This is a genomic window from Lacticaseibacillus salsurivasis (assembly GCF_036246225.1).
Lineage (GTDB): Bacteria > Bacillota > Bacilli > Lactobacillales > Lactobacillaceae > Lacticaseibacillus > Lacticaseibacillus salsurivasis.
The window spans coordinates 12656-39172 of sequence record NZ_BTTP01000020.1; the positions used below are offsets into that span (position 1 = coordinate 12656).

Sequence of the window (26517 nt, forward strand, 5' to 3'; positions counted from 1 at the left end):
AAATGAGTCTATATGCAGTGAAGAACGATGAAGGCAAGTTATACGACTTCGACAGCAATGGCGATTTTTGGAAAGAAGCATTATGCCGAAGGCTGTACACGCCAAGCGAAAACGAAGCGCAGGACGTAGCCCATGATTACGGCGGCCACGTGGTTGAGCTAGTGGAGGCCCCGGCGAAGGTCGTGGTGCCTGAGTGGTTCGATGAGTGGCTGGACGCGTTCCACGGTTTAGGACCAAAGGTAAGGACAATCGCGGCTGTCGGTAGAATTGCACAGCAGGGGTGGGGTTCGAATGCTAATGTGCCATTCCTCGGTGATAGAACCTTAGACAAAGCTGTAACACCAACGCTAAGCGTTGCCCAGCTCGATTACGTGCACGATAACAAGGAAGAGCTGATGGTTGCAGCATTGACCGGTAACTACACGGTCGAGAAGCCGAAACGCTACGTCCTGCCGATGCCTGGCACTGACTACCACAACATTCAGATGCACGGAAACGCTCAATATTACGCAGTCAAAGGAACTGGAAACTGGCGGCCTGACGCAATTGCTTTAGGCACTGACGATGCCGTCAAACATGGATACACCGTCACCCATGCCGACATCGACGCAGCCCCGGGATGGGTCAAGGCGATCACACCTGTGGAGGTGACAGACGATGAGCAATGAGCAAAGGTTCGACGGGGACGGTTTCGATTGGTTAATTGGACGCCGTATCGTGAAGGTTGAAGATGCAGTTGCGCCAGCGGACACGTATATGGAGACCGGTGGCTACTTGTTGACTTGCGATGATGGCACACAACTGCTGACGTATGAGAATGAAGGCTGTGGGGGCTGTGGAAATGGGTGGAGCGAATTACCAGACTTGTCACTGTTAGCCAACCACGATAACGCAATCACCAATGTTGAAGCAGTGTATGACAAAGATGGAACGATGTACGGTGAAGATTATACCTTCCGTTTGTTCATATACTACGCCGATGAGCGCTTTGATTTCGGCAAGGGTGATGACGGGTATGGCAACGGCTATTACGGCGGTGGTTTCTACCTACGAGTAATAAAGCCTGTTAAGGAGAAAAACAATGAGCAATGAGACGAAGCGGGACGTTTTCAAAGTAGCAATGAACCACGCGGCGAAAAGCGGGTGGGTTGATTATAGCGAAATGATGAACAGATATGACACCGCGTTGCCGGATAATCTGCCGGTGATTCCAGAAGCGGTGGGAGACGCTATCAAAATTCACAGAGAGTACGCGCACAGTCTTTTGGACATCTTCGGAGCGCTCAGCATCTATGGTGTTTCACGCGCGGAGCCTGCACAGGAGTATAACGCGTGGATTGTACATCACCCCGACACCTTTGCCCTTGCATGGGTGCTAGGTCTCTGGCGCGTTGATGAAACCGGAGAAATTGTGAAATTGGAGGCGGAGGTGCGAGATGAAGATGACTGATTGCTGGATAGAGTGCGAAGATGGTCACACCGCAGCGTGGGCAATGGTCAACGGTTATTTTCCACTGCTGATGGTACACCTTGATAAGTGGCCGATTGGTGAGATTGACCGCCAGTATCGCGAATCATTTACAAAGTGGCCGTCTGGGCAGGAGGTGCGAGATGAGAGAGATTAAGTTTCGGGCGTGGAAGCCGATTAACAGCAATCCCAACGATATGCGCATGGATTACACGCCACAATTCTTTGCAGAGGACGGTAATGGCTTGGTAACCATTAACGGATTATTCGCTAGTCCGATTGACTACTACGAAGACAGCTACACCGACCCCAGCGCGAAAATCGTGCTCATGCAGTTCACCGGCATGCATGATGTCAATGGCCGTGAAATCTATGAAGGTGACATTCTCGAATTCAGGGATTGGGTCTCCACATGGGATGATAGCCCCACCACGTTGCACGCGGTAGTCGATTGGGACGAAAGAAGCGGAATCTGGCTCGCGGGAACACGGATCCTATGGAAAGTAATTGATCACTGTCACGGAACCGTGGTTGGTAATCGCTACGAGAACCCGGAGCTGATGGAGGTTGCCGAGCATGAATAAACCTGAAATTGCCATTTTTGAAGTCAAGAAATACAACGCTCCGGTTAATCGTCTTGTGACATACAATGGCAAGCCAGTGGCGCTTGCAAGGTCTGCAAGACGCGCAGGCTTAATCGCGGCTTATCTAGATGGCGCTGAAATCGAACTGAACGACAAGCGGCTAGTGAAGATACTGGACCGAGCAATGGAGGTGGCCGAGCATGACTAATCAACTAAGCGGTAAGCAAATGATTGACTTGCTAGAGGCATTAGTGAGTGCCCCGTACTGGCACGGTGAGACCAATGCAGACAATGATGCACTAGATGCGGTCGGCACGTGGGGGCTGATTGCGAGCGTTGCGATTAACAAACTGACCGATGCTCTATACAGTGCAACCCGTGCACCGCACGAGAATTACAGCGCAGAGGAAATTAGAGAAGCGGTGCGTGAACAGCTTGAGTGTATACATGAAGGGCTAGGTGACCAAGCATGATGATTAAGTTAGACAGCGGGGACTACATCAACACGGAAGCAGTGGACTCAATTAAGAGTGGGGACGATCCATATCTTGTGATGCGTTGCGGCGACGTAATTAGTATTACTCCCGCCGACCGTGACCGCATCGTGGAAGCGATGGGCGAAAAGCCGAGTGGCGAGTATGGGGAAGTCATTCGGTGGAATATAGCAGGAAATCCATATGAGATAGATCTTGACGGAAAAACCTACACACTCACGGAGGTGGAACGGTGACATCTGAAACGAAGCAAGACGTATTCGATGAAGCAGTGGCAGCCCTAGAGTATGCGCGCCAACAAAAGGATGGCGAGGGTTCCGGCAACTACCGCGCTCGTTACGCTGCCGCCTCAGACGGTGACTCGCAGTGCCCGTACTGCCGTATCACGGCCGATGGCATTCAGAAGATGATTATCTGCGAGAAGCGCTTTGATGACGAGTACCTTGATGTTGTCCGTATAGACCCGAAAGATCAGAAGCTAAGCATGGAGTTTATGGCAGACGTGTACAATCCAAACGAAGGCGAAGTGACCACCGATGACGTGGAGCACAAGGAGACAATTCACTTTTGCCCGATGTGCGGCCGGAGACTGGAGGCAAGCCATGAGCCTGCATGATTATCTGGGAATCAAGTTCTGGTGGGAGGCCATCACGACAATTATCGGCCTCACTACGTTTGCTATCTGGTTAATTTACAACTGGTGGCATGATCGTTGATTGCCGTAATGCTGTTCATCTTAGCGTGGGATATACACAAATCAGGGAAGTGAGCGAATGATAATTAACAAGTCCGTGTCATCACCACCAATGAGACCGTCAGTGTCGCGAACGGTGGACGCATACGAAGCGCTGATACAACTATCTGAAACCTCACGAACTATTGGAATATCAATCGGGAAGCCGCATAAACAAACAACGGCTGAATGGCTGAAAGCAGAACAAGCAAAACACTGGGACACATTTTAGGGAAGTGAAAAATTGGAGGAATTGACCAAACGTAAGTTAGCCGAGCTGGACGAAATGCTTGAGGAATATCAGGACGTTGACCGGCTATTGGCACGCCGCGAGTTCGAGATACGTTATCCGTGGAGGCCAACTGATACAAACGTTGGTGGCGGGCGTTCAGAGATGCGCACAGACGCGCCAGACAAGACCATTGAAGCTATCCAGACTGATGCACGTATGATTTACTTGACGCGTCTAAAAGACGCATGTGCGGCCACTGTGGTGTGTTTAACAGACGACCAGAGAGAAGTTTACGAAACACGTTATCAAAGCGCTACACGTGTGTTCTGGCCGGATGTGCCAGACATACTACACAAAAGCAGAAGCGGCGTGTATAAGGTTAGATATTCAATTCTGCAATGTTTAGCAAAAAATCTGGGTTGGTTGTCATAATTTGTCATTTGTGGACTGGAGCGTGCAGTAGTCCACGGTGTCAAGTGCCATAATTGGTATCATCAGGTGTTTGGATAGGTGTGGCATCACGTCTACGGGCGTCGCTACAAATGGTCAGGAATTATCGTCGGGGTTCCCGGAAACCAGCTTCCCCGCGAGGCGCAATCGTAGCTCAAAGAGAGCGGCGTGCTAACGTGGCACGATCACGATGCGGGTTCGGTTCCCGTCGATTGCGTTGGACCAAGTCTGGGAGGCCCTAGGAGTAGGCACCAGACTATAGCACTTCACTAAAGTGAGGTGCTATTTTTATACATAATTTCGGAGGAAACAAACTTGAAACAGTCAGAAAAATGGAAACGCGGATTACCATACGTTGGCAATAAAGGCCAAAATGCAGAAAAGATCATCGACATTTTGCCTGCTGGCAACCGTCTCATTGACGTATTCGGAGGTGGCGGATCAATCAGTTTGACCGCTGCTAACTCGGGCAAGTGGGGTGAAGTGATTTACAATGACCGGCGAAAAACGGTTGTAAATCTGTTGAAAGCGTTGATCGAAGACAACCCTCATTTTAATCTAATGAAGTATGTATATATGGATCACGAAACGTTTTACAACTGGCGAGACAACATGCCTGATTCGCTTGAACGTACTCTTGTGATGACCGTTTGGAGCTTCAGCAACGACCTAAGAAGCTATTTGTGGGGGCCAAAAAACGAGAAAGATAAATTGCAACTGACGCGGGCATTGTTCTGGGGAGACACAGGGACACAGCTTGATGGCATTTATTCATATGCAAAAAGTGAAACAAGTATTAATGAAGCGAGTCGGATACGGATATGTAAGCCACACAGAGCAAGCAATCATTGAGAAACTATCGAGAGAAGAGAAACACATGCAAGCAATCATATACACGAAACCACACTGCCAAAAGTTGCCGGCGAACAGTAATCAAACTGTCACGTTCCATGCCAGTGCAAACCATCACAGCAGACGCAGACGACTAATACCTGCAGATAAGGAGGAACGTCATGCAAAACAATCAACAACCATTACGAATGGCTGGGCACGAATCACTTCACATCGAGTATGACAGCATGACCGACGTGCCAACTGTGATGCTGAACGGAGAACGCATCGACGGCATTGTTGAAGTGCACGTGGACTGGAAGACACGCGACGACTCTGCCATATTGTCTGAACGCATGGTGAGCGTCACACACTTCGCCAAGACGCCTGATGGCTTGCCATACAAAGAAACAATCACCCATCGAATGGACGACGACATGTGATGCCAAGCACTAAGCTAGTCTTCATCAATGGCCGCCGGCAGTTAGTTCCACTGGGTACTCGCATTCGTCAAGACTCCGATCGACAGTACAACCAACATCGTGCGCAAACCAAGCAGGACTACCTGGCGTTCTACCACTCAACAGCGTGGCAGCATACCCGGCGATCCGTCCTACTCCGAGACAATGGTGTGTGCCAACGCTGTGGAATGCCAGCGACACTGGTCGACCATATCATTCCCAGCGAAGACGATTGGGTCGACCGGCTGAACGATGATAACCTGCAATCGCTCTGCAAGGATTGTCACTACTGGAAGACACGCAGAGAAACGGTCAAGCGAAAGAAGGGGCAGGCAAGGGCCATGCGAATCAATATCATTGCTGGTTATCCAGGCAGTGGCAAGACAACATACGTCAAGCGTAACCTTGGTCAGCACGACCTTGTCTATGACTATGATGCGTTGATGGCTGCACTCACAGGACTGCCTGAACACACCGGCAATATTGACGCCAACGATTATGTACAGCTCATCTATGAGCTGATGCTCCGGAAGCTGAAAGCTGAACAGACCTTCGAGCAAGTCTGGATCATCATGACTTATCCAGATGAGAAGCTAGACAGTCTTCTGGTTAGTCGCAACTTGCATCACATCATGCTGAGCACATCAAGAGCTGAATGCATCGACAGATTGAATAAGAATCATCGAAACCTTTCGCAAGTTATGAAAGCAATCAACAAGGTTGATGAGCTCAAACGTGAAGGAAAATTCGACAGCTTCGAAATTGTCACGGTTTGATTGTGGCCCGGGGTACCCCGGTCACTTTTTCGGGGGGTTACATTTTATCTGACGTTTAAACGGACGGCCTCTTTTTTTCGTGGTGATTTCTAACGATTTTTAAACGTTTTTTGTTCTAATGACCCATTTTTTGTACGAATAGGAGGTGAGAGTGGGGATGGCAGGAAAATACAAAGTATTATCGCAGTCGCGTGGCAATTTGACCAAAGCACAGCAGGAAGCGCACCTTCAGGCCGAGATTTTAGCAACTGACGGACTGTCCAAACTGCAAATGACGCCGCCAGCTCACCTTGAGCCTATTGCCAAGCAGGAGTATCGCCGCATTGTTGCTGGTATTGGTACGTTGCCGTTGCGGAACCTCGACCGGACAGAGCTTGAAAGCTATTGCACGTGGTACGCCACATATCGGCATATCATTAAGGCCATGCAAGAAGCGGAAACAGAAGACCAGTACCTCAGCTATGTTAGTGACCTTAACAAGGCCACCACGGCTATTAAGGGTTTGGCTAGTGACCTGGGCTTGAATGTCAACAGCCGCATGTCTATGAATATGCCAAAGCAAGACGATAAGAAGAAGTCAATCACGGACGTATTCGGTTAGGAGGCTTTCTTTGATTAAGTTTATTGATCCCACGCCTAACTTCATCAGGCGTGTGCTTGATGGCCGCCTGATTACTTCTAAGGCGGTCAAGCAAGCAGTAGTCAGACAACAGAGCGACCTGCAGCGTAAAGATTGGCGCTGGGTGTGGAACCCAGAGCTGGCCGGTAAGGCTGTAAAATTTATGGAGATGCTGCCAGAGCCAAAGACTGGCAAGGTTCAACCACTAGCACCATTTCAGAAATTCATCATTGGTGTGCTATACGGTTGGGTGGACAAAGATGACAAAACAATCAGGCGATTTACCGACGCGTTCATTTCGATGGCGCGGAAAAACGGTAAATCGCTTTTAATTTCTGGGGTCATTTTGTACGAGTTCCTGTTTGGCAAAAACCCGGCGAACAAGCGCCAACTTTACACAGCCGCAAACGACCGCAAACAGGCCAACATCGTGTTTGGCATGGTGAAGGATAGACTACAAGCACTGCGACGCAAAGACGCTGAAATCAAGCGTATGACGAAGATAACGAGGGATGAAATCGTCAACCTGAATGATGGTTCAATCATCCGCAGTTTCTCGCGTGACGCCGGACTGGTTGATGGCTACGAGCCTCACGTGGCGGTAGTGGATGAATACGCGAATGCTAAAACAACCGACATGCTCGAAACTCTTGCTTCTGGTCAACTGCTGCTGCCGAGCTACTTGACGTTTATTATATCCACTGCTGGCTTTGATATGAACGTGCCCATGTACACACAGAATTATCCATATGCCAAAAAGGTGCTGGCTGGTGAAGAAATCGCTGACCGGTACTTTGCTTTTATCGCAGAAATGAACTCGATTGAAGATGTTGATGATGAACGGCTGTGGATCGAAGCCAATCCACTGATGGACGTTGATATTCTGCACGACCAGATACACGACTACTTAGCCGGGAAGCTCAAACAAGCGCGCGTTGATGGTTCTCTCAACTCGAAGCTAGTCAAGAACTTCAACATTTGGCGGCAGGCGTCCGAGGATAGCTACCTTGACACTGAAACTTGGGACAACTCCGAAGTCGATGAGAAGCCAGATATTCGCGGTACACGCACGTGGCTTGGCATTGACGTTGGCCGGACAAGCGACATCTTTGCGATTGATGATCTGCATTTGATGGAAGGCTACTTCTATCTCGACGGCTACGGCTTCGTGGCATCAAAAGGCGGCATCGAAAACAAAATCAAGACTGACCGTTTGGACTATCTGGCTGCTGAAAAGCGTGGTGAGTGCGAAATCACGCAGCTTGAGTCCGGCATCATCGACAATGACCGGGTGTATGAGTGGCTGGAAGACTACATCGAGCGGAATGACTTGGATATTCAGGGTATCTGCTACGATCCATTTCAGTTCGGCCCGCTTCTGACCACGATTGAGAAGAACCACCCAGAGTGGCCAATGGTTGCGGTGCGACAAGGAACGTTGACACTCAGCATGCCCACCAAGCAATTCAGGGATGACCTGATTGGTGGCAAGGTAAAGCACTCCAACAATGCGTTGCTCCGAAGCGCGGCGATGAACGCCGTGCTGATGAGCGACAACAACGGTGTTCGTATCAACAAGAACAAATACTCGAACAAAATTGACATGCTGGACGCGGCGCTTGACGCGTACGTAATCGCGTTCACCGAAAACACGGACAACTATTTGGACGACAATTCGGTGTTCAGCGATGAATTTGGATTCTAGGGGAGGTGACACAATGCAGACGAAAATTCTTCGATTACTCAGTTGGCTGACGGCCAACAGCGCGGCGCTCATTCTCCTGGCTGGTTTCGGCATTATTGCCGGGGCCAGTTTTTCGATTGGCCTGATTCCCGGTCTATATACGCTTGGCGGGTTGCTAGTCGTTCTGGCTATCATTCTGTTCATTCCCGGTCCCGATGAAAGGGGGTGATAACAAATGAAGCTATTTAGAAGTGGCGAGCTTGCCACAGACGTAGATCCAAACTGGGCAGGTAGCCTGCTCGACGAAGGTATCTTACCCTCCACGCGTGGCAGCTACACCGGCATCGGCGCGCTTCGCAATTCTGACGTGCTGACGGCGGTGTCTATCCTGGCCGGTGACATCGGCCGGTTTCCGCTGGTGGTCAGAGACCGGCAGAATGACCAGCTGGTCAGCCTGGAGAATGTGGAATATCTGCTAAACACCAAGGTGAGTAACCGACTGACCGCTTATCAGTGGAAATTCTCAATGGCGGTCAACGCAATTCTGTCAGGCAACGCATACAGCCGCATCATTCGCGACCCGCTGACCGGAGAACCGGCAATGTTCGAGTTCTATGCGCCGTCACAGGCGCAGATTGACGACAGCGACCCCGCGCATATTGTCTACCGATTCACGCCATACAATTCCGGCGTGCAGAAGGTTTGCCAGCCCGAAGACGTGATTCATTGGAAATTCTTCAGCTATGACACTATTCGAGGCCGTTCGCCTCTGCTGTCACTGGGCCAAGAGATTGGCTTGCAAGAATCTGGCGTGTCCACGTTGCAGAAGTTCTTCGCCGATGGGTTGAAGGGTTCAATCATCAAGGCCAAAGGCAAACTCGGAGCTGATGCCAGACGCAAGATGCGGCAAGACTTCGAGAAGGCCCAGGCGGGTGCTTCTGCTGGTGCGCCAATCATCGTAGACGACACGATGGAGTACACACCGCTGGAAGTCGATACCAGCGTACTGAACCTCATCACTAGCAACAACTACTCGACCGCCCAGATTGCCAAGTCGTTGCGCGTTCCTGCTTACCGGCTGGCGCAGAACAGCCCGAACCAGTCAGTTAAGCAGCTCACTGACGACTACGTGCAGAATAATCTGCCGTTCTATTTCATGCCAATCACGACCGAAATGGAAATGAAGCTGCTGTCTGACACTGAGCGGCACAAATATGAGATTTCATTCGACACCAGTGCAGTTGCCGGCATGGCAGTCGATGACGTGGTCAAGCTCAAGGGCAACGGCATCATCATGGGCGATGAAGGCCGTAGCAAGCTGGGGATGAAAGCAACCGGTTTGCCAGAAATGAACAAACTGGAGAGCAACCTGAACTCAATCTTCCTCGACCAGCGCGATCAATGGCTGGCGGCAAAAGCTAGTGGGAAGGTCAGCAGCGGCAATCACGATTGACTGTCTACCCGTTCGGTTATCCAGCAACGAAAGGAGGTGATGAGCATGAAAGAAATCCGCACTATGGCAACACCGATGGAAATTCGCGAAGCAAGTGATGACCAACCGGCAGTGATTGAAGGCTACGCGCTGAAGTTCGACCGTGCTTCCGACCCGCTGGGCTTTGGCGAGTATACGTTCCGCGAGAAAATTGACCCGCACGCACTGGATAACGCAGACATGCGCAACGTTGTTGCACTGTTCAACCATGACCAGTCACAGGTTCTGGGCCGCACCGGCGTGAACCTCGAACTCTCTGTGGACGAAACGGGCCTGCGCTATAAGCTGACCCCGCCGAACACACAGCTCGGTCGCGACCTGGTCGAGAACGTTCGTGAAGGCATCATCAGTCAATCCAGTTTCGCGTTCACGATTCCAGACGATTCCGACGCCGAAAAGTGGACCCGTGATGGCGATGCTGAAGCTCCATACAACCGACTGATTCGGTCAATCGACCACATCTATGACGTTTCACCCGTGACTACGCCAGCGTATCCGGACACCGAAGTGAAAGTCGGCGCTCGGTCGCTGGACGCAGTCAAGGCGCTCACGGCTCCGCCGAAATGGGAGCATGAGCGACAAAAACTACTGTTGCTTGAAGGCATCTGATAATCAGGTGCCTATTTTTATACACAAATTTAGGAGGTCAATTATGACTTTAGATGAAAAATTAGCCGCAATTCGCAAGCAACTTGACGAAAAGCGCGCCTCTGCCGAAGCACACAAGGCAGAAATTCGCTCCCTGCTGGAGCAAGACACCGAAGATGCAACCACGAAAGCCAAGGAAGCCCGTTCTGCGTTCGATAAGGAATCTGCAGAAATCAAGGACTTGGAAGAGAAGCGTGGGCTGTATGAAGAAGCGCTCAAGGGCAACGAACAGCCTGCGCCGAAGGTAGTCGTAAAGCCAGCCACCGACGAACGTCGGAAGCAAATCAATGCGTTCATCCGCGCCAAGGAGCTGGGCAAGGAAATCACCATTCCGGCTTCTATGCTGCGTGACGGTGCTTCCACCGACCCGACGACCAACGGCATCGTTTCCAGTGATAACCCTGGCACGATTCCGGTTGACCAGTCCTATATTCCACAGCGTGAATTGCAGACCGTTGTCGATCTCAAGCCGTACACCCACGTGATCGCGGCAAAGCACGCGCAGGGTGTATACCCGACGCTGAAGAATGTGACCGGTGTTCTGCACACTGTGGCTGAATTGGAAAAAAACCCAGCGCTGGCGAAGCCTGAGTTCGACAAGGTTGAATGGAAGATTTACACCTATCGTGGCGCTATTCCTATTTCCCAAGAAGACATTGACGATTCCGAAGCAGACATGATTGGCATCGTGAACGAAAACGGCCAGCAACTCAAGCGGAACACCGGCAACGCTGCCATCGCAACGCTGCTGAAAGGCTTCACCCCGAAGGAAATTTCTGACATCGATGGCCTGAAGGAAATCAATAACGTTGAACTCGACCCAGCATACAGCCGCGCGCTGATTGCTTCCCAGAGCTTCTACAACTTCCTCGACACCGTGAAGGACGGCAATGGCCGTTACCTGCTGCAGGACAGCATCATCAGTCCATCCGGCAAGACCGTGCTTGGCATGAGCGTTGTGGTTGTTGGTGACGATGTTCTGGGCGCCGCTGGCGAAGCACATGCCTTCCTTGGCGACCTGCCGCGCGCTGTTATCTTTGCAGACCGGGCAGACATGGACATTCAGTGGGTTGACAATGACATCTACGGCAAGTACCTGCGCGCGGGTATGCGGTTCGGCGTTGCGGTTGCTGACACCAAGGCTGGCTACTTCCTGACCTACTCCCCAAAAGCGTAACGCCGGCTCCGAACCCGGCGACTGGGCTCAAGATGAGCCAGGCAACGGCTTCGATGAAGGTCGGCGACACTAAGCAGGTCACCGCAACAGCTGACCCAGCGGATGCTGATGATGCGGCTGCTGTGAACGGCGCGATTGCGTACACCACGAGTGATGAAGCAATCGCAACGGTGGCAGCAGATGGCACAATCACGGCGGTTACCGAAGGCACAGCCACAATCACCGCCACGAGTGGTAGCTTCATCGGCACCGTCAAAGTTACCGTCACCGCGGCAGCATAAGGAGGTAGCGTGAATGGCTGAAGAAGATACACACGGGCCACTCACCCAGGCTCAATTCGATGTTTTGAAGATGTACTGCAAGGTTGACCAAGAAGTTGAGGACGGCATGCTTGACCTACTGACCAGCGGTGCGGCCACACAAATTGCCTCGGCTGTTCAAACCGGCCTGAAGCCAGAGTCGTTATTGGCAAAAGCCGAAACGCGTGACCGCTACTTTGTGGCAATCATGCAGCAGGTCAAGGAAGAATACGACTACCGTGGCGAAGGCGCTGACGTGATGCGGTATCCGTTGCTGGATACCGTCGCCGCTACGGTCAACCAGTTGCGGACGGAGGTGGCTGACGATGCGGACAACTAACATGCGCGAGCGCATCACCTTCGTCAGCTACGGTCGTGGCATGGAGCAAGGCGTACCGGTAGACGACAAAAAGACTGAACACATGACGGTGTGGGCGGAGGTGCCAAAGGTGCCAATTCGTGAAGCTCGCAGCGGGCTCGGTGTTCGTACTGACTCACCAACGTTCATTGTCAGGTTTCTGACCAAAGAAGAGATTCAACCCACATGGCGCATTGTATGGCACGGTAGCGAATACGAAATAACCGGGTTGGATCCTGACTACCAACGTCGGGACATCACGACAATCACAGGAAAGAAGGTGTCGGCATGACGGTATCTGGTGATTCAGATTTGCTTGCGAAGATTGAGGCGCTGGATAACGGCATGCAAAAAGATGCACGTGCCGCCATTCGCGACGGGGCAGAAATCTTTGCCAACGCGCTCAAGACCGATACCCCAGTATGGTCAGGCGAAACTGACGACCCCACTCACATGCGCGACGACATTCATGCAACTGGTGTGCGCGACCGTGGCGGAATTCTGGAGTCAGATGTTGGCTATGGCCAGCAGACTGGTTTCCGCGTGCACTTCCCAAACAACGGCACTGCCAAGCAAGACCCACAACACTTTGTGGAAGAAACCCAAGAGAAAACTCGCGATGAGATTCTCGAGGCGTTTGTTTCCCACTTGAAAGTAGGTGGGTAGATGCTTGGCTCTACTGAAGCAAGCAAGGCGCTGACTGCTAGTGCGGAGCTGAAAGCGTTGTTGACGGAGGTGCGCGGTGCCGATGACCCGCTTGGCGGCGTCTACATTGGTTCACCGGACTTCGACAACTCGACCGACCCGCAAATAGTGGCGTTGTCACCCTGGGTTAGAATCACTGACCTGCCTGGTGATAACCACGAACCGGCTGACGATGACCGCTTCATTGAGTACCCGCGCGTGCAGATTGATTTATGGACGCGCAAGTCGTTGATGCAAGAAACATCAGCAATAGACGACCTGATTCGTCAGGTCATGCATGCGAATGGCTGGAACAGAACCTACCACACTTCTGGCGAGGACAATTCAGTGCCAACGCTTCGCATGACAACTGCATATTTCCAATCACAGGGACTGCCCGTATAGGGTGGCCCTTTTTCAATAGGAGGATTAACAAATGGCTGAAAATGCTACTGCAACAAACAATAAGCTCGCCAAATTTGGTGCTTCAAATTTCGAATACGGCGTTGTTGGCGACGATGAGTTCGTTGCCGCAACTCGCAAAATTGTGGGTCTGAGCACAGTGAAGATGGATATTTCCACTGAGCAGAAGACCCTGTCTGCCGATAACGGCCCATACCTAATTCTGTCTGCCGGAATCACCGAGGCGACTGAAGCTGTCGAACTCTATGATGTTGACACTCAGATGAAGAAAGACCTGTTCAACATTCAGGTTTCTGGTGGCACTGAAGTGTACGCAAAGAACCTGACCCCGAACTACGTCGCTACGTTGTTCAAGACCAAACTCTCCAACGGCAAGGCTGTCTGGGTCGGCATGCTGAAAGGCATGTTCACTCTGCCGTCCGTCGACACCAAGTCCGTTGATGGCGCGCCTGACCCAACCGCTGACTCCATCACCGGTTCCTTTATTCCACGTGGTGACAGTGACAATGGCAACGTTGTGCTGATTGGTCGTGAGGACAACCCAGACTTTGACTTTGAAACATTCCATAAGTGGGTATTCCCAACTACCGCAGCAGATGCGGTCATTCCTGAAGACCCAAAAGCGTAGCGCCGACAGCGGTCACAGTGGCTCCGGCTACTGTGTCAGTAAAAGTCGGCGTTACGACAAAGCTATCTGAAACTGTTGAACCAGCAGACGCCACCGACAAGACTGGCGCCTGGAGTATTGAAGACACAACCGTGGCCACGATTGATGACAGCGGCACCGTTACCGGTGTGAAGGCTGGCGAAACGCAGGCCAAGTTCACTACGACCACTGGTGCAATCGTTGGCTCTGCCACGATCACGGTAACTACGGAATAGTCACAACTTAGTCGCCAACGAAATCAACAATACGCGAACCAGCGGGCGGCTGAATAGGAGGAAAACATGGCATTTGAAATCAGTTTGATGATTGCGGGCCAGCCAAACAAGTTTGTCCGCAATGGCGAACCCGGGTTGCGTGACACGACCAACGCACTCAAGGTGCAACAGCAACAACTTCGTATGTACAGCAAAGATGGCGGGCCAAGTAACGCGGACTTTGACGCGAACGAGGCCAACCTGGCAAATTTTGCGGTTGAGTTCTGGCAAGGCCAGTTCAACCGCAAGCAGGTCACTTACGGCTCGGTACGTAGCCTGAAATCACTCGACAGCATCAACGAAGCTGTGGAAGCATCGCTGGATGATGGCGAAGAAGCTGACGACAAGCCAGCAAAAAAATCACCGACACGGACGTCCAAGAAGCGCTCAACAACATCTATGACTTCTACAAAGCCAGGCTTGCAGACGGCTACAAACTAGCCGACGTTGATGCGATGACGTTACGTGACTTGAAGCAACTGAATGCGATCTACGAAGAGAAGGAAACGACCATCGACAAGGCGTTTCCATTTTTGTTTTGAGAAAGGAGGTAAACAATGGCAGGAAATTTAGGGCATTTGGCCGCAACGGTAAGCCTGAACATCGACCCGTTTCGAGCCTCGGCTCGGACATTGTCCTCCACAATAAAAGCGACCACCGCTGAGCTGAAGGCGCAGGACATTGCCTTCAAAGGTTCTGAGAAGTCTATTGGCGGCATGCGTACCGTGTATGGAACGCTAGAGCGCCAGATGCAACAATACGAATCCCAGCTCAAGCGAGAACAGGAAACCCTCGCAAAACGGTCAAAGGCCGTCCAAGAGGGCAATGGCGACATGGAGAAGCTCACAACGCGTGAGGCCAATGCCGCCAGTGCCGTCAACAAGACGGCTGCTCAGATTGCGCTTCTGAACAATCGCATGGCCGCCATGCGCAAAGAGATTCTACTGCAGTCAAATGGCTGGACTCAGATGTCACAGAAGGCTGCGGCGTTCTCGAAAGTGACCGGCAAGGTTGGTTCATCATTGGCGAGCTTCGGCTCCAAGGCAACCATGGCCGTCACTGCACCGATTGCGGCCGGGTTCACTGCAGCGGCGAAGTCAGCCATTGACTTCAACTCCCAGATTGATGCAATCGGGCCACTGATGACCAACGGTGCCGCCGTGACTGGCAAGTATCGTGCCCAGCTCGATCAGCTCGCTAGCTCATCGAAGAAGTGGGCGGTTCAATATGGCATCTCGACCACCAGCATCAACAACGGACTGGCCGACCTGGTGCGGGCTGGTTATTCCGCTGGTCAGTCCATGAAGATGATGCCAGCTATCTTGGATGCCTCACGTGCATCTGGTGAAGACTTCAACAGCGTTATGGAGGTTGTTACTTCCACGATGACGCAGTTCGGTGTCAAAGCCGCGAACACGACCAGCGTCACTGATGCTATGACTTATGCGGCCAATGCGACCAAGTCTGGCTTTAGTGACATGGGCGAAGCCATGCAATACACTGGGCAGTCTGCTCACGCCGCCGGTGTTTCTCTGAATGAAACAGTGGCCGACATCGGTCTGCTTTCAAACGCGGGTCTGCAAGGTTCATCCGCCGGGACCGCGTTCAATATGATGCTCCAGAAGCTGGCTGCGGCTTCGACCAAAGCCGACTCACCAATGGCAAAGCTAGGCGTGAACATCAAAGCCTTCAAGGCAGGACAAATCGGACTGCCCGAAGTCATTGAACAGGTCACCAAAGCGACTGAGGGCAAGAACAAGGTCGACAAGGTTGCCGCCGTCAATGCCGCGTTCGGTGAACGTGGTGGCCGTGCTGTGCTGGCATTGCTTAATGCCGGCGCACCGGCGATGCGCAAGCTGACGAAAGAAACGCAAGATGCCGCCGGTGCAACCAAGAAAGTTTCTGACATCATGGGAAACACGGCGAAAGCTAACTTCGACAAACTCAAGTCATCAGTTCAGGTGCTGGGCATCGAAGTCGGTGAGAATCTGTTGCCTTCGATCACGCCGCTGATTGGCAAAGCTACCGAGATGGTGCAAGCCTTCGGTAAGCTCGACAAAGGCACCCAGCAATCAATCATTAAGTTCACTCTGTTCGCTGCTGCAGCTGGGCCAGTTTCCAGCGCGATCGGTGGTATGTTCAAGATTATTTCCGGCGGCGCAGGTGCGTTCAGTGCGGTGGCCGGTGGCATTGGTCGCGCTCAAACTGCAGCTAAGATTGGCGCGAGTGGCTTCGATGTTCTTAAATCAACGTTCAGCGAGACTGCTTTCAAGGCTCTCAGCGCCGCTCCGGCGATTGCTGAAACTGGAGAGGCTGCTACTGGTGCTGCTGCGGGTGGTTCTGCTTTGCTCACTTCGCTGGCACCACTCGGCGTTGCGTTGGTTGGTGTGGCTGGAGCGGCCGCGGTTGGCTATGGTGTGTGGAAGATTTGGGGCGAGAAAGCCTACGAAGCAAGCCAGCGTGCACAAATGTGGGGTTCCGACATCGGGGCGGCTGCCGATAAATCAGCCACGAAGATGAAGCAAGCCTCTGGTGAAATTAGTGGTGCACTCGACAATACCAACCAGTCTGCCAAGACAAACTCAAAGCAGATTGTGGACGGCTTCAACTCAATGGCGCAAGCAGCTAAGCAAGCTGCTGATCAATCTGATGCGGCGGCCAAGAAGCTGGCTAAGTCACTGGGTGGTGATGCTGGTGACGCTCTGTTAGCTGCTGCTGCCAAAGAGAAGACTGCTAATGATAAACGAGTTAAGCAGGTGCAAGAGAATGCCGCCAAGGTCAAAGCAATCACTAAGTCTGCCGGTGAAGAACAGGGCAAGCTGACCGCTGACCAACTGCAAGTCATCAAGAACCTGCAGCAAGATAGCGCGATTGATGCTGTTAAGACACTTCGATTGAGTGGACAACAGCAGAATAACGTCACTAAAGCTATTCTCGGTGAACGTGTCACTATGTCTGCCTCGGCCGCCAAGAAACAGTACACGGATTCTGTTGCCGCAATGGAGCAAGAATACGAAGCCACTGCTAAGAAGCGCAAGGCAATCAATGATAATGACCAGTTAAGCACAGCTGAAAAGAATGCAACCATCGAAGGGCTTGAGAGAGATCACAAATTTAAGATGGATGCAATCTACTTGAGTATGGTGCAAGCCTTAAAAGCCCAAGGCATGTCTAACAAACAAGTCCAAGCACAACTCCAGCAAGACATGGGGATGACTGCTGAACAAGCAGAAGCTGCTATGAACCGCTACAAGAAAGCGATGAATGGTGGCGTTACCTCCACGAAGCAGTTTGCGGCATCTGTCAGCAAGAATATGTCGGCCAACGTCAAAAAGGCCGGTAATGATTGGAATAGCCTTGTGCTAGACCAAAAGACAGGAAGGGTTGTCACCAACCTGCCAGAAGTGCTGACGCAGACGGCTTCAACAAAGGAAGGCTGGAAGCGGCTCACGTTCGACTTGAAATACGCCAAAATCAGCAGCAATGCGAAGGAAACTCTGCTGGCTGCGATGATCCAGACGGACAAGTGGAACAAAATGACGGTTCAGCAGAAGTATGCGCTGATGGTTACGGCGGGCAAGCAAGACCTGGCCGACATCATCGACCAGCTGGACTTGTGGAATCAACTCAATCCGAAGCAGATGGCCGCGGTAGTCAAAGGTGACCCCAGCTCACTGGTGGCTGCTATCGACAAGGTGAAAATGTGGAACCAGCTGTCACCGAGCCAGCTCGAACTGATCGTCCATGACAAGGCATCAGCCACCATCATTACTGCTTTGCAGAAGTCCGGTCAGTGGAACGCGCTGCCTCTAGCCGAAAAGCAAGCCATCGTGAATGCCAAGGGTGCGGCTCATGTCGCACAGCTCTCACTGCAGTATGGCACCTTCAACAGTCTGCCCGATGCCACGAAGACGGCGGCGCTGAACGACAAAGACTTCGTTGACAAGGTTGGCGCCGATGCACTCAAGTATCACAACTTCTATACTCTGCCAGATTCCGTCAAGCAAGCCCTCATGAAGAACGATGACCTGCGGCAAAAGCTGGTTGATTCCGGACAGCTCATTAACGACTACAACTTGAACTACAACCCGAAGAAGAAGGTTGCGAAGGCTGATACCGTAAGCGTTCAGAACAACTTTGGCCTCGGAAAAAAGTCAATTCTTGACTACAAGGGCACTAACCCCGGGCCAACCAAAGTCGGCAAGGGTGATACTTCCAGTGCCGTCAGCGGTTTCAGAAATGCCAAAGGCGCCATTGACAAATTCAGAGTTGCTAGCCCCGGTAGTCCAAAGCATGCCAAGGCGGTTGATGGTGCGAGCGGCCCGGCAGGGAAGGCTACTGAAGCGGTTGGTGCATTTCAGCGCAAGCCAAACACGATTTCCAAAATGCTGAGTGTAGGCGTCAGCTTCGCGAAGGGTGTTGGAAAGATACTTGGCTTGAAGAAAGGTAGTAACAACTTCGTTGGCGGCCTAGCAATGGTCAACGATGCTCCGGGTGCGGTCTACCGTGAAGCAATCACACTGCCAAACGGTCAGACTTTCATTCCGAAAGAGCGTAACGCAATTCTGCCGTTACCACGGCACACAAAGATTGCTACTGCGATGAGCACCGCTCGCAAGTTTGCAGTGCCGCGATTCGCATCAGGCACCACCGACTTCACCGACGCAGCTACCACACTCCAGAACCTCCGTCCACAGACAGTGCAGACAGTCAACGTGACGGCATCGAATGAAAGCGGCCTAGGCGACGCGCTTCGCACGCTGAATGTGCTGGTGGCTGAGTTGCTTGACTACAAGCCTTCAATCAGCGGAACCGTGCAGCTCGACAACGGGCGAGAAGTAGGCCGCTGGTCTGCCGAAGGCGTGCAGGAGCAAATGAACCGAATGACAAGAACAAATAATAGAAGAAAGGGGCACGTTTAATTGGCAATCATGACATTCAACGGCCACCAAATCGGCGACCGTTTTTTGCAGTTCGCTCCTGATCGCGGAATCTTGAGCGAAGTTGAAAATACGATGCAGACAGTCGGCACGTCAAACGGTGACCGCTTCATGCGTGGGCGAATCAAATCACGCGTGCTGCCAGTTCAATACGACGTAATGGCTATCTCACAGCGTGAGTTTGAACGCATGATGGCTCCACTGCTGTATACCAACGAACCCGCGAAGCTGTCCTTCAGTGATCGTACTGATGAATACTGGCTGGCAAAAGTGGACGGTAAGATTGACCTGACGCGTGCTTACTTCTTAGGCAGCGGAACAATCAATTTTATCGTCCCCGATGGTGTGGCGCATTCACTGACAACGAAGACGGCTAACAACATGCCATACAAGGACGTGTCAGTGAATCTGCTAAAAGGAACCAGTGACAAACCTCAGACAGCCACGGGTGGCGACTTTTTAATTAGCACCATTGGCACCTTTAACTCAATCAAAGGCCTGCAGTACACGGTCAGCGTCGACCTAGAGCAGATGGACCATATGGTTGTTTTGCAAGCATGGACAATGTCAGAGAGTAACAGAGTAAAGATGATTTTAACAAGTACCCTCGAAACTGCCGGACGCCACTCAGTCACATTTACGGCACCCACCTCAGATGACTATGACAACATATCAGTCCAACTAGCATGGACTAACGATTCAGACGCGGGGTCTTACGCATGGAGCAAAGGAAAGGTAGAAGCGGGGAATACAGCTTCTCCTTGGTCGCCTAATCCAGCAGATCCTGAATACTCTGAATACTATTCCGATACCATCACAGTGCACAACTACGGCACGGCACCAACTGCGCCTATCCTGACGGCCACAATGAACGGCGATAACGGGCTGGTGGCGTGGACGAACGATGCTGGCGGTGTGCTTCAGTTTGGCGCTAATGATGAGATTGACGGCACGCAGCATGATGATTCCGAGACGGTCTTCCACCACACGATGATGGCTGCACCAACCGGCATCACACTGAACGCGGGAACAGTGGTGTACAAGAACTATCTAGGAGACACGGCCCGGCCTAACAAACAGGCGGGGTCTTTTCAGTACGCGAAGGACACCGCTACGCCGATGTACAACCGGACTGCCAGCGACAACTGGGCCGGACCTTCGATGAGCGGCACGATTGCGGCAAATTCGCAGGGGTCCAACACGGGCAACCTGCTCTGGGCGAACCGCATCAACCTGGCGACGAATGCGAAGGCTTCTGGGCGAATCGAGTTCAATCTGACGTCTGGCGACACCGTGGCGCTGAGTATGGTGCTTCATGACAGCTACTACACCGCCGATGTACTGGCGTTGGACCTGATCGCAATGGGTAAGACCATCTGGACGCAGAACCTCAACCGGAAGCTGTTCACAAACGGTTTCTACTCGTTGCAAATAGGCAAGCTCGGCAATCAAGCAACTTTCCGCCTAGCCAAGATTCAGACGCTGGAAGGCGGCATGAAGACAGGCCAGACGCTGGTGCAGTCGCCGACCATTGTTGGCCTGGCGGACGCCTCGATTGACGGGTATACGGTCTGGATGACGGGCTTCTCGGACAAGACGGGTTGGACCATCAACTGGTCGGACAGCATCTTCCAGTGGGTCAATGTGGACTACTGGCAAGACTTGCCAAACCGCTTCTCTGCTGGTGATGAGCTGGTCGTAGATGTTGCCACGAAGACGGTCTACGTGAATGGCGTCGAAGACGGCACTGTGCAGGCCATCGGCAATGATTGGGATAAGTTCATGATTCAGCCCGGTGAGAATACACTCCATCCGGTGGCGTCAAGCTGGGCAGACCCGTTCACGGCAAAGATTGAGTACAGGGAGGCATGGCTATGATTGCATACTTTGCGAACCGCGACTTCGAGCTAATCGGCATCGCGTCAACGGATATGCCAGACGCCAGTCGGCCCGGCATCAACATGATTGATGATGTAGACGATGAGTTCGCCGAAACTGCCGTGGGGCGGTCATACACGGCCACGCTGGTCTTTGGCGAGAGTGATGTGGCGAAGGTTATGGCAATGGCGGCGTACGGCAATTTCGTGCTGTATAAAGACTACCGTGGTCGCTCGCAGTTCATGACCATTGCGGAGTGGACAAAGTTTGATGCGCATTCTGGCGTGCTGACCTTCGTTTCCGAAAGCGGCGGGCTCGATCTCATTAACGAAACCATCTCGGCGTACAGCGCCAGCAGGCCGATGACGTTTGCGGAGTACTTCGACCTGTTCACCACCGACAGTGGATTTGAAATCGGCACGAACGAAATCGCCGACCTGACTCGCACGCTGAGTTGGGACAGCACCGACGACACGTCACTCAAGCGCATCGAATCGGTGGCGACCCAGTTCGATAACGCTGAGCTGAACTTCCGCTTTGAGGTCGATGGCATGAAGGTCGTCAAGCGCTACGTTGACGTGTACAAGCACATCGGCGCAGACAAGGGTCAGCGGCTGGAGGTGAACACTCAGCTGAACAGCATCAGCACAACCGGAAACATCTATGACCTGTACACCTCAGTCGTGGCGACTGGTGACACCGTGGAAGGTTCTGACAAGCCGCTGACGCTGGCGGGCTACTCGTACACCGACCCAACCGGCCGGTATGTGCTGACTGCTGGTGGCGTATTGATGGACACCGTGGCCAACCAGAAGTGGAGCCGACTCCGTGCGGCTGGCAGTGTGGCAGACGTGTCTGGCGGCTATATCAACCGGCGCATCACATACACCGCGAAGACGCAGGCGGAGCTCTTCCAGTCGGCGCTGGCTGGCCTCAAGAAGGCGGTTGATCCGGTCGTGAATTATGAGGCAGACGTGGCAGAATTGCCGTCTACTGTTGAGGTCGGCGACACGGTGCACCTGGTCGATGAGCTGCAAGACCTGAACCTGTCCACACGGTTGCTGGAGCTCAAGACAAGCTACGCGAACGACACGCGGCAAGCCACTTTCGGCGATTTCCTGATTGAGCAGTCGCAGATTGACCCGGCACTTCAAGAGCTGGCCGACAAGATGGAGCAAATCAAGGCCAGTAACACTCACCAGTACTACCCGTGGACGCGCTATGCGGACGATGATGTGGGCACTGGTATTTCTGCTGACCCCGCTGGCAAGACGTATATGGCGGTTGTATGGAGCGACAAGAGCGCTGTGCCAAGCGATGATCCAGCGGACTATGCAGGGCACTGGCAGAAGGTCAAAGGCGATGACGGGGTCGGCGTGGCTGGACCAAAAGGTGATGATGGGAAGACTAGTTACTTCCACACGGCCTATGCGGACGATGTGAACGGCGGCGGGTTCTCGCAGTCACCGACCGGAAAGGCGTACATCGGCACGTACAGTGACTTCACGGAAACAGACAGCACCACAGTATCAGACTATACGTGGGTACTCATCAAGGGTGCAAACGGTGCCAAGGGTGATACTGGGCCAACTGGCCCAGCTGGTAAAGACATCACTAGTTACGCTAGCGGCACGGTGCTTCCTTCCTCGGTGGCTCCGGCAAATAGCCAGTTCTGGCTGCTTGACAGTACTGGTATTGCCACGGCCTTCTACAAGTCAGACGGCACCAAATGGGTCGCGCAGCCAATCTCGGCAAGCGCGATCAGCGCTGCCACGTTCAATGGGCTAACCTTCAATGGGGTTATCTTCAATGGGTCTAAATTCATCAGCACCTTCAAAAACGCGCCTGTTGATGAGAGCGACTTCGCAGACGTCACAGACCCGACCGGTCAAATCATGCTCACCAAAGGCACCGGGACTACGAAGATGGGCGATGGCTACCTAACTGTCGACGGCACCATTGATGGTAGTAGTGGGACTTACTTACAGACATTTCACACAGAGATTGGTCCGGCAGGTTACCTATCGCGGCTGTACGATGGCGGAACCGCTGAAAGCGACATTACTGCGGCGGCGCAGCTCTACCTAGGAGAGCTATTACTGTCTAACCTAGACGCCAGCGGAAAAAAGGTAAGCGGCCATCTGAACGGTGAGATGCTTCAACAACTAGACAACGTCGGTAGGCTGTTGTGGTCAGGAAAGACGCGACTAGGCGATAATCAAAGCATCACGCCATCTCTGCCGTTGAGTAAGTGCTTAAACGGCTGGAAGATTGGGCTGGCAATGGACGCCGGTAACCGTTTTTTCTGGGAATACATCTCAAAAGAGCGGGCACTTAAGGCGCCAAATCTGGGCCATCTAGTGCCAATTTTTGACTTCAACCTTGGCGGTGGTGGTCAATACTACTATGTTTCGGACACCAAATTAACGGGTAACTCTTCGATTAACCTTAAAAATAGCGTGGGGTCAGCCTATTACATCTACGAAATACGAGCATTTTAGGGGGGCTTGACATGATGGAAACCAAAGAAAAAATCAAGGTACTTTTTACGATGGACTCCGATGGCTACATCGTAGGCTATCAGCAAGAATTCTATGACGGCAAAGAATGGGTAGCCCCATTTGACACTAGCAAGGCAGTTGAGGTAGCCCCAGAAGAATTGGCTGGCATCTATCTTGGAGCCTCAAAGGTATCAGCAGATGGCATTATAACCACCGATGAGGACAAGCTGGCAGAGCTTGAAGCAGAAGCTAATAAGGTGATTCCCACGACCGAACAGCAGATGATCAATGCACTGGGCTTGCAAAACGCGCAATTGGCGGAACAAGTCACCGCGCTCACCGAAAAGTTAGGGGGCGAGAGCTGATGCGAGACTTTGTAAAACAGATGTACAAATGGGGTTGCCCAATAGAGGGCTACGTAGAATCTGGAGCAATCACGTCTGATGAGTATAAACAAATCACAGGGAGCGAAGTGAAGTGAATTGGTACATGGAATTTTAGGCTTAAGCTGGGCCGAGTGGTTGGCGGTGCTCGGCATCGTGGGGGCGGTGTATGGCGGCATCAGGTCGCTACTCAAGAATTTTGGTGACAAAATCGCCAAACCATTGAGCCAGCAGATTGCCGGGCTGACACAGGCCATTGATGACCTCACCGCGAACAGCCTCAGGGAGCACAACACGTTCGACAAGCGGCTGGATCGTCACGACATCAAACTCGGCATTCACGATGCGGAAATCGGCACGCTATACAGCGAGGTCGGCCTCCGCAGGAAGGAGCAGAATGATGACTAAAATTAATTGGAAAGCCCGGGTGCAGAACCCGGTGTGGTGGGTGCAGATTGCGCTCGCTATTTTTTTGCCAGTGCTGGCGTACTTCGGACTGGACGGCAAGGACATGACCACGTGGGGCGCGTTCTTTGACGTGCTGGGCCGAGCGTTCAGAAACCCGTACGTGGTGGCGCTCATGATTGGCTCCGCGTGGGGTGCAATCAATGATCCAACCACGGCTGGCGTAACGGACAGCGTTCAGGCACTGACGTATGACAAGCCTAAAAAGGAGGCAAAATAATGGCAGTATTTTCAAAGCTCACAACCTTCATTGACGAGCGGCCAATGAACGGTAGCTCCCACGATGATCCCGGCTATCCGCGCCACAAAATTGACCGTGTGGTTATTCACCACAACTCAACTACAAACCAGCAGGTTGCAAGGGACACTTGGCTCAAAGGTGGGAAGATGACTTCTGCCCACTACGAGATCACGCCAACGCAAATTATCGGCTGCGTGGACGAAACGCGGTCGGCTTGGCATGCCGGTAATAAGCTAATGAACCAACGCTCAATCGGTTTGGAACACGTCAACTCAAGCGGCGCGCCTAACTGGGAAGTAGCTGAAGCAACGCTTAAGAACTCTGCTCGCCTATGTGCGGACATCTGCAAACGTTATGGCATTCCGATTGATAGCACGCATATCATTCCCCACAAGAGCATTGTTCCGACTGACTGCCCTGGCGGTATCAACATGACGCACTATATCGAGCTGGTTCGCGAGGCTGCTGGTCAGAAGGCACCATCTACTGGCTCTGCTACCACCACGCCGGAGGCCAAACCTTCTGCAGGCGGTAAGGGCGGCACGTACACCTTCAAGGCCACCACAAACGTTCGCAGCGCGGCTTCCACGTCGGCAGCAGTGGTTGCCCAGTACAAGGCGGGACAGACCGTCAGCTACTCCTACACGGTGCAGGCTGAGGGCTACACTTGGATGGTGTACACCGGCGCATCAGGCAAGACGCGCTACGTGGCGCAGACTAACGGCACGACAGTCAGCAAGCCCGCGGCATCGTCCACCGGTGGGCGGGTGGCCCAGTCCGGCACCTGGCGTGCTCGCACCACCGTCAACGTGCGTGCGGCGGCTTCCACCAGTTCTGCGGTCGTAGCGACATACAAGAAGGGTCAGACGGTCAAGTACGATAGCTACATTGACGCAGAAGGTATCCGCTGGTGCTCGTACATCGGCGGCTCCGGCAAGCGGCGCTACGTCGCACGGCGGAACCTCAAGACTGGCTACCTGTACGCTGACGCGTACTAGATCATCACTAACTAGTCACAGCTCATCACTAGCCTCACTCGCTTCGGCGGGTGGGGCTATTTTTTATGCGGCCAAACAAAAAAGCAGAACTTATATTCAGTCCTGCTCCGATAGATATTCGTTCATCATGTCGAACAGCCACTTAGCTTCTGCTTCGTTCTCGGTTAGTGTCACATCTATCATGATCACGAACCTACCGTTCAGAACAATTCGCTCAATATGGTCGTCGTGCGGGTAGGTATTCTCCATCTTCATCACCTCAATAGAGATTACGAATTTAGAACGGCTCACCCTCTGGTGTTTCGATGTCGCGTTGTTTGTACTGAATAGGACGGCCAGTGGAAGGCCACAAGTCACCGGGCTTAAAACCGTAGTATTCAATAGGTAGTGACGTGTGCGCCTTGATACCTTTAATGACTTGCTCTAGTCGTTCAAGACTTGTCGTTTGGAGTGTGTGTAGCGGCACCGACTTTGGCCGGTGTTCTTTTGGGTTTGAGTTAAAAAAGAAGTTGAATGTGCCGTCGATGTGATCATAGGTTACTTGGATCCAATAGCGCACGTTGTGGCGGCGGAGAAACAAATGGTCGATGCGCTCATTGATTATTGTCACGTCGTTTGTCATGCTATCACCTCTAAAATTCTTCCCACAAATCTCCCACAAATGTATTAAAAACAACGAAAAACAGTGAAAAACAAAAACCCCGAAATGCCTTTAAACCGGCATTTACAGGGTTCAACAAAAAGCAACAAAGTGCTACGAAAGGAGAGTACGAGATT

General features: G+C 52.4%; 36 protein-coding genes, 1 tRNA gene and 1 pseudogene. 37 read left to right on the forward strand and 1 reads right to left on the reverse strand.

All coding sequences use genetic code 11. The features are described 5' to 3' along the window. Nucleotides 1–2 precede the first annotated feature (2 nt). The 37 genes and pseudogenes from AAA927_RS11265 to AAA927_RS11445 all read left to right on the forward strand — a co-directional run bounded on the left by AAA927_RS11265 (nucleotide 3) and on the right by AAA927_RS11445 (nucleotide 25740). The gene (locus AAA927_RS11265) at nucleotides 3–668 is read left to right on the forward strand and encodes a DUF1642 domain-containing protein (RefSeq protein ID WP_338217920.1); all 666 of its coding nucleotides are present in this window, start codon (nucleotides 3–5) and stop codon (nucleotides 666–668) included. Next, nucleotides 658–1092, forward strand: a complete 435-nt coding sequence (locus AAA927_RS11270) for a DUF7448 domain-containing protein (protein WP_338217921.1) — start codon at nucleotides 658–660, stop codon at nucleotides 1090–1092. The genes AAA927_RS11265 and AAA927_RS11270 overlap by 11 nt, the downstream gene beginning before the upstream one ends. Continuing rightward, nucleotides 1082–1450: a hypothetical protein gene (locus AAA927_RS11275; protein WP_338217922.1), complete on the forward strand. Its 369-nt coding sequence runs from the start codon at nucleotides 1082–1084 to the stop codon at nucleotides 1448–1450. Before AAA927_RS11270 ends, AAA927_RS11275 begins: the two co-directional genes overlap by 11 nt. Beyond that, nucleotides 1437–1625 carry a hypothetical protein gene (locus AAA927_RS11280; RefSeq protein WP_338217923.1) on the forward strand — a complete coding sequence of 63 codons (189 nt, stop codon included), beginning with the start codon at nucleotides 1437–1439 and terminating at the stop codon, nucleotides 1623–1625. The genes AAA927_RS11275 and AAA927_RS11280 overlap by 14 nt, the downstream gene beginning before the upstream one ends. Further along, a complete protein-coding gene (locus AAA927_RS11285; protein ID WP_338217924.1) occupies nucleotides 1612–2052 on the forward strand; it encodes a YopX family protein in 441 nt (146 codons plus the stop codon). Before AAA927_RS11280 ends, AAA927_RS11285 begins: the two co-directional genes overlap by 14 nt. Continuing rightward, nucleotides 2045–2260: a hypothetical protein gene (locus AAA927_RS11290; protein ID WP_338217925.1), complete on the forward strand. Its 216-nt coding sequence runs from the start codon at nucleotides 2045–2047 to the stop codon at nucleotides 2258–2260. Before AAA927_RS11285 ends, AAA927_RS11290 begins: the two co-directional genes overlap by 8 nt. Further along, a complete protein-coding gene (locus AAA927_RS11295) occupies nucleotides 2253–2525 on the forward strand; it encodes a hypothetical protein (protein ID WP_338217926.1) in 273 nt (90 codons plus the stop codon). Before AAA927_RS11290 ends, AAA927_RS11295 begins: the two co-directional genes overlap by 8 nt. Continuing rightward, complete coding sequence (locus tag AAA927_RS11300; protein WP_338217927.1) at nucleotides 2522–2782, forward strand: hypothetical protein; 261 nt, start codon at nucleotides 2522–2524, stop codon at nucleotides 2780–2782. The genes AAA927_RS11295 and AAA927_RS11300 overlap by 4 nt, the downstream gene beginning before the upstream one ends. Next, nucleotides 2779–3162 carry a hypothetical protein gene (locus AAA927_RS11305; protein WP_338217928.1) on the forward strand — a complete coding sequence of 128 codons (384 nt, stop codon included), beginning with the start codon at nucleotides 2779–2781 and terminating at the stop codon, nucleotides 3160–3162. Before AAA927_RS11300 ends, AAA927_RS11305 begins: the two co-directional genes overlap by 4 nt. A gap of 361 nt (nucleotides 3163–3523) precedes the next feature. Then, entirely contained in the window at nucleotides 3524–3943 is a 420-nt protein-coding gene (locus AAA927_RS11310; RefSeq protein WP_338217929.1) for a DUF722 domain-containing protein, read from the forward strand. Between the two features lie 161 nt (nucleotides 3944–4104). Next, nucleotides 4105–4178, forward strand: a tRNA-OTHER gene (locus AAA927_RS11315). Nucleotides 4179–4276: 98 nt separating this feature from the next. Then, nucleotides 4277–4813, forward strand: coding sequence for a DNA adenine methylase (locus AAA927_RS11320; RefSeq protein ID WP_338217930.1), 537 nt, complete (start codon nucleotides 4277–4279; stop codon nucleotides 4811–4813). Continuing rightward, nucleotides 4761–4947, forward strand: a pseudogene (locus AAA927_RS11325) (ribonucleoside-diphosphate reductase); the annotation flags it as partial. The gene AAA927_RS11320 and the pseudogene AAA927_RS11325, both read left to right, overlap by 53 nt. A 27-nt stretch (nucleotides 4948–4974) precedes the next feature. Then, the gene (locus AAA927_RS11330; RefSeq protein WP_338217931.1) at nucleotides 4975–5235 is read left to right on the forward strand and encodes a hypothetical protein; all 261 of its coding nucleotides are present in this window, start codon (nucleotides 4975–4977) and stop codon (nucleotides 5233–5235) included. Next, complete coding sequence (locus AAA927_RS11335) at nucleotides 5235–6029, forward strand: HNH endonuclease (protein WP_338217932.1); 795 nt, start codon at nucleotides 5235–5237, stop codon at nucleotides 6027–6029. The genes AAA927_RS11330 and AAA927_RS11335 overlap by 1 nt, the downstream gene beginning before the upstream one ends. Nucleotides 6030–6186: 157 nt before the next feature. After that, a complete protein-coding gene (locus tag AAA927_RS11340; protein ID WP_204119874.1) occupies nucleotides 6187–6630 on the forward strand; it encodes a P27 family phage terminase small subunit in 444 nt (147 codons plus the stop codon). Between the two features lie 10 nt (nucleotides 6631–6640). Then, the gene (locus tag AAA927_RS11345; protein WP_338217933.1) at nucleotides 6641–8353 is read left to right on the forward strand and encodes a terminase large subunit; all 1713 of its coding nucleotides are present in this window, start codon (nucleotides 6641–6643) and stop codon (nucleotides 8351–8353) included. Nucleotides 8354–8366: 13 nt separating this feature from the next. Then, nucleotides 8367–8561 carry a hypothetical protein gene (locus AAA927_RS11350; protein ID WP_338217934.1) on the forward strand — a complete coding sequence of 65 codons (195 nt, stop codon included), beginning with the start codon at nucleotides 8367–8369 and terminating at the stop codon, nucleotides 8559–8561. A 6-nt stretch (nucleotides 8562–8567) separates the two neighbouring features. Continuing rightward, the gene (locus tag AAA927_RS11355) at nucleotides 8568–9785 is read left to right on the forward strand and encodes a phage portal protein (RefSeq protein ID WP_338217935.1); all 1218 of its coding nucleotides are present in this window, start codon (nucleotides 8568–8570) and stop codon (nucleotides 9783–9785) included. A 39-nt stretch (nucleotides 9786–9824) separates the two neighbouring features. Beyond that, nucleotides 9825–10433 (forward strand): HK97 family phage prohead protease, encoded by a 609-nt coding sequence (locus AAA927_RS11360; RefSeq protein WP_435891528.1) that lies wholly within the window; start codon nucleotides 9825–9827, stop codon nucleotides 10431–10433. Between the two features lie 43 nt (nucleotides 10434–10476). After that, nucleotides 10477–11649 (forward strand): phage major capsid protein, encoded by a 1173-nt coding sequence (locus tag AAA927_RS11365; RefSeq protein ID WP_338217937.1) that lies wholly within the window; start codon nucleotides 10477–10479, stop codon nucleotides 11647–11649. 32 nt (nucleotides 11650–11681) lie between these two features. Continuing rightward, complete coding sequence (locus AAA927_RS11370) at nucleotides 11682–11930, forward strand: Ig-like domain-containing protein (RefSeq protein ID WP_338217938.1); 249 nt, start codon at nucleotides 11682–11684, stop codon at nucleotides 11928–11930. Between the two features lie 13 nt (nucleotides 11931–11943). After that, a complete protein-coding gene (locus AAA927_RS11375) occupies nucleotides 11944–12288 on the forward strand; it encodes a head-tail connector protein (protein ID WP_338217939.1) in 345 nt (114 codons plus the stop codon). After that, a complete protein-coding gene (locus AAA927_RS11380; RefSeq protein ID WP_338217940.1) occupies nucleotides 12275–12598 on the forward strand; it encodes a head-tail adaptor protein in 324 nt (107 codons plus the stop codon). The genes AAA927_RS11375 and AAA927_RS11380 overlap by 14 nt, the downstream gene beginning before the upstream one ends. Further along, nucleotides 12595–12972, forward strand: coding sequence for an HK97-gp10 family putative phage morphogenesis protein (locus AAA927_RS11385; RefSeq protein ID WP_338217941.1), 378 nt, complete (start codon nucleotides 12595–12597; stop codon nucleotides 12970–12972). Before AAA927_RS11380 ends, AAA927_RS11385 begins: the two co-directional genes overlap by 4 nt. Continuing rightward, nucleotides 12973–13395: a phage tail protein gene (locus AAA927_RS11390; protein ID WP_338217942.1), complete on the forward strand. Its 423-nt coding sequence runs from the start codon at nucleotides 12973–12975 to the stop codon at nucleotides 13393–13395. A gap of 31 nt (nucleotides 13396–13426) precedes the next feature. Further along, nucleotides 13427–14041, forward strand: coding sequence for a major tail protein (locus tag AAA927_RS11395; protein ID WP_338217943.1), 615 nt, complete (start codon nucleotides 13427–13429; stop codon nucleotides 14039–14041). A 17-nt stretch (nucleotides 14042–14058) separates the two neighbouring features. Beyond that, nucleotides 14059–14295 carry an Ig-like domain-containing protein gene (locus AAA927_RS11400; RefSeq protein ID WP_338217944.1) on the forward strand — a complete coding sequence of 79 codons (237 nt, stop codon included), beginning with the start codon at nucleotides 14059–14061 and terminating at the stop codon, nucleotides 14293–14295. A 66-nt stretch (nucleotides 14296–14361) separates the two neighbouring features. Beyond that, entirely contained in the window at nucleotides 14362–14775 is a 414-nt protein-coding gene (gene gpG / locus AAA927_RS11405; RefSeq protein ID WP_338217945.1) for a phage tail assembly chaperone G, read from the forward strand. A 116-nt stretch (nucleotides 14776–14891) separates the two neighbouring features. Further along, complete coding sequence (locus AAA927_RS11410; protein ID WP_338217946.1) at nucleotides 14892–19256, forward strand: phage tail tape measure protein; 4365 nt, start codon at nucleotides 14892–14894, stop codon at nucleotides 19254–19256. A 9-nt stretch (nucleotides 19257–19265) separates the two neighbouring features. Then, nucleotides 19266–21152 (forward strand): distal tail protein Dit, encoded by a 1887-nt coding sequence (locus tag AAA927_RS11415; RefSeq protein ID WP_338217953.1) that lies wholly within the window; start codon nucleotides 19266–19268, stop codon nucleotides 21150–21152. Beyond that, a complete protein-coding gene (locus AAA927_RS11420) occupies nucleotides 21149–23653 on the forward strand; it encodes a phage tail spike protein (RefSeq protein WP_338217947.1) in 2505 nt (834 codons plus the stop codon). The genes AAA927_RS11415 and AAA927_RS11420 overlap by 4 nt, the downstream gene beginning before the upstream one ends. 11 nt (nucleotides 23654–23664) lie before the next feature. After that, nucleotides 23665–24018, forward strand: a complete 354-nt coding sequence (locus tag AAA927_RS11425; RefSeq protein ID WP_338217948.1) for a phage infection protein — start codon at nucleotides 23665–23667, stop codon at nucleotides 24016–24018. Continuing rightward, the gene (locus AAA927_RS11430) at nucleotides 24018–24134 is read left to right on the forward strand and encodes an XkdX family protein (protein WP_494515717.1); all 117 of its coding nucleotides are present in this window, start codon (nucleotides 24018–24020) and stop codon (nucleotides 24132–24134) included. The genes AAA927_RS11425 and AAA927_RS11430 overlap by 1 nt, the downstream gene beginning before the upstream one ends. A 1-nt stretch (nucleotide 24135) precedes the next feature. Next, entirely contained in the window at nucleotides 24136–24444 is a 309-nt protein-coding gene (locus AAA927_RS11435; protein ID WP_338217949.1) for a hypothetical protein, read from the forward strand. Beyond that, nucleotides 24437–24721 carry a phage holin gene (locus AAA927_RS11440; protein WP_338217950.1) on the forward strand — a complete coding sequence of 95 codons (285 nt, stop codon included), beginning with the start codon at nucleotides 24437–24439 and terminating at the stop codon, nucleotides 24719–24721. The genes AAA927_RS11435 and AAA927_RS11440 overlap by 8 nt, the downstream gene beginning before the upstream one ends. Further along, entirely contained in the window at nucleotides 24721–25740 is a 1020-nt protein-coding gene (locus AAA927_RS11445; RefSeq protein WP_338217951.1) for an N-acetylmuramoyl-L-alanine amidase, read from the forward strand. Before AAA927_RS11440 ends, AAA927_RS11445 begins: the two co-directional genes overlap by 1 nt. Before the next feature lie 277 nt (nucleotides 25741–26017). On the opposite strand, the gene AAA927_RS11450 is transcribed toward AAA927_RS11445, so the two are convergent. Beyond that, nucleotides 26018–26362 (reverse strand): acetyl-CoA carboxylase, encoded by a 345-nt coding sequence (locus tag AAA927_RS11450; protein WP_338217952.1) that lies wholly within the window; start codon nucleotides 26360–26362, stop codon nucleotides 26018–26020. Between the last annotated feature and the right edge of the window lie 155 nt (nucleotides 26363–26517).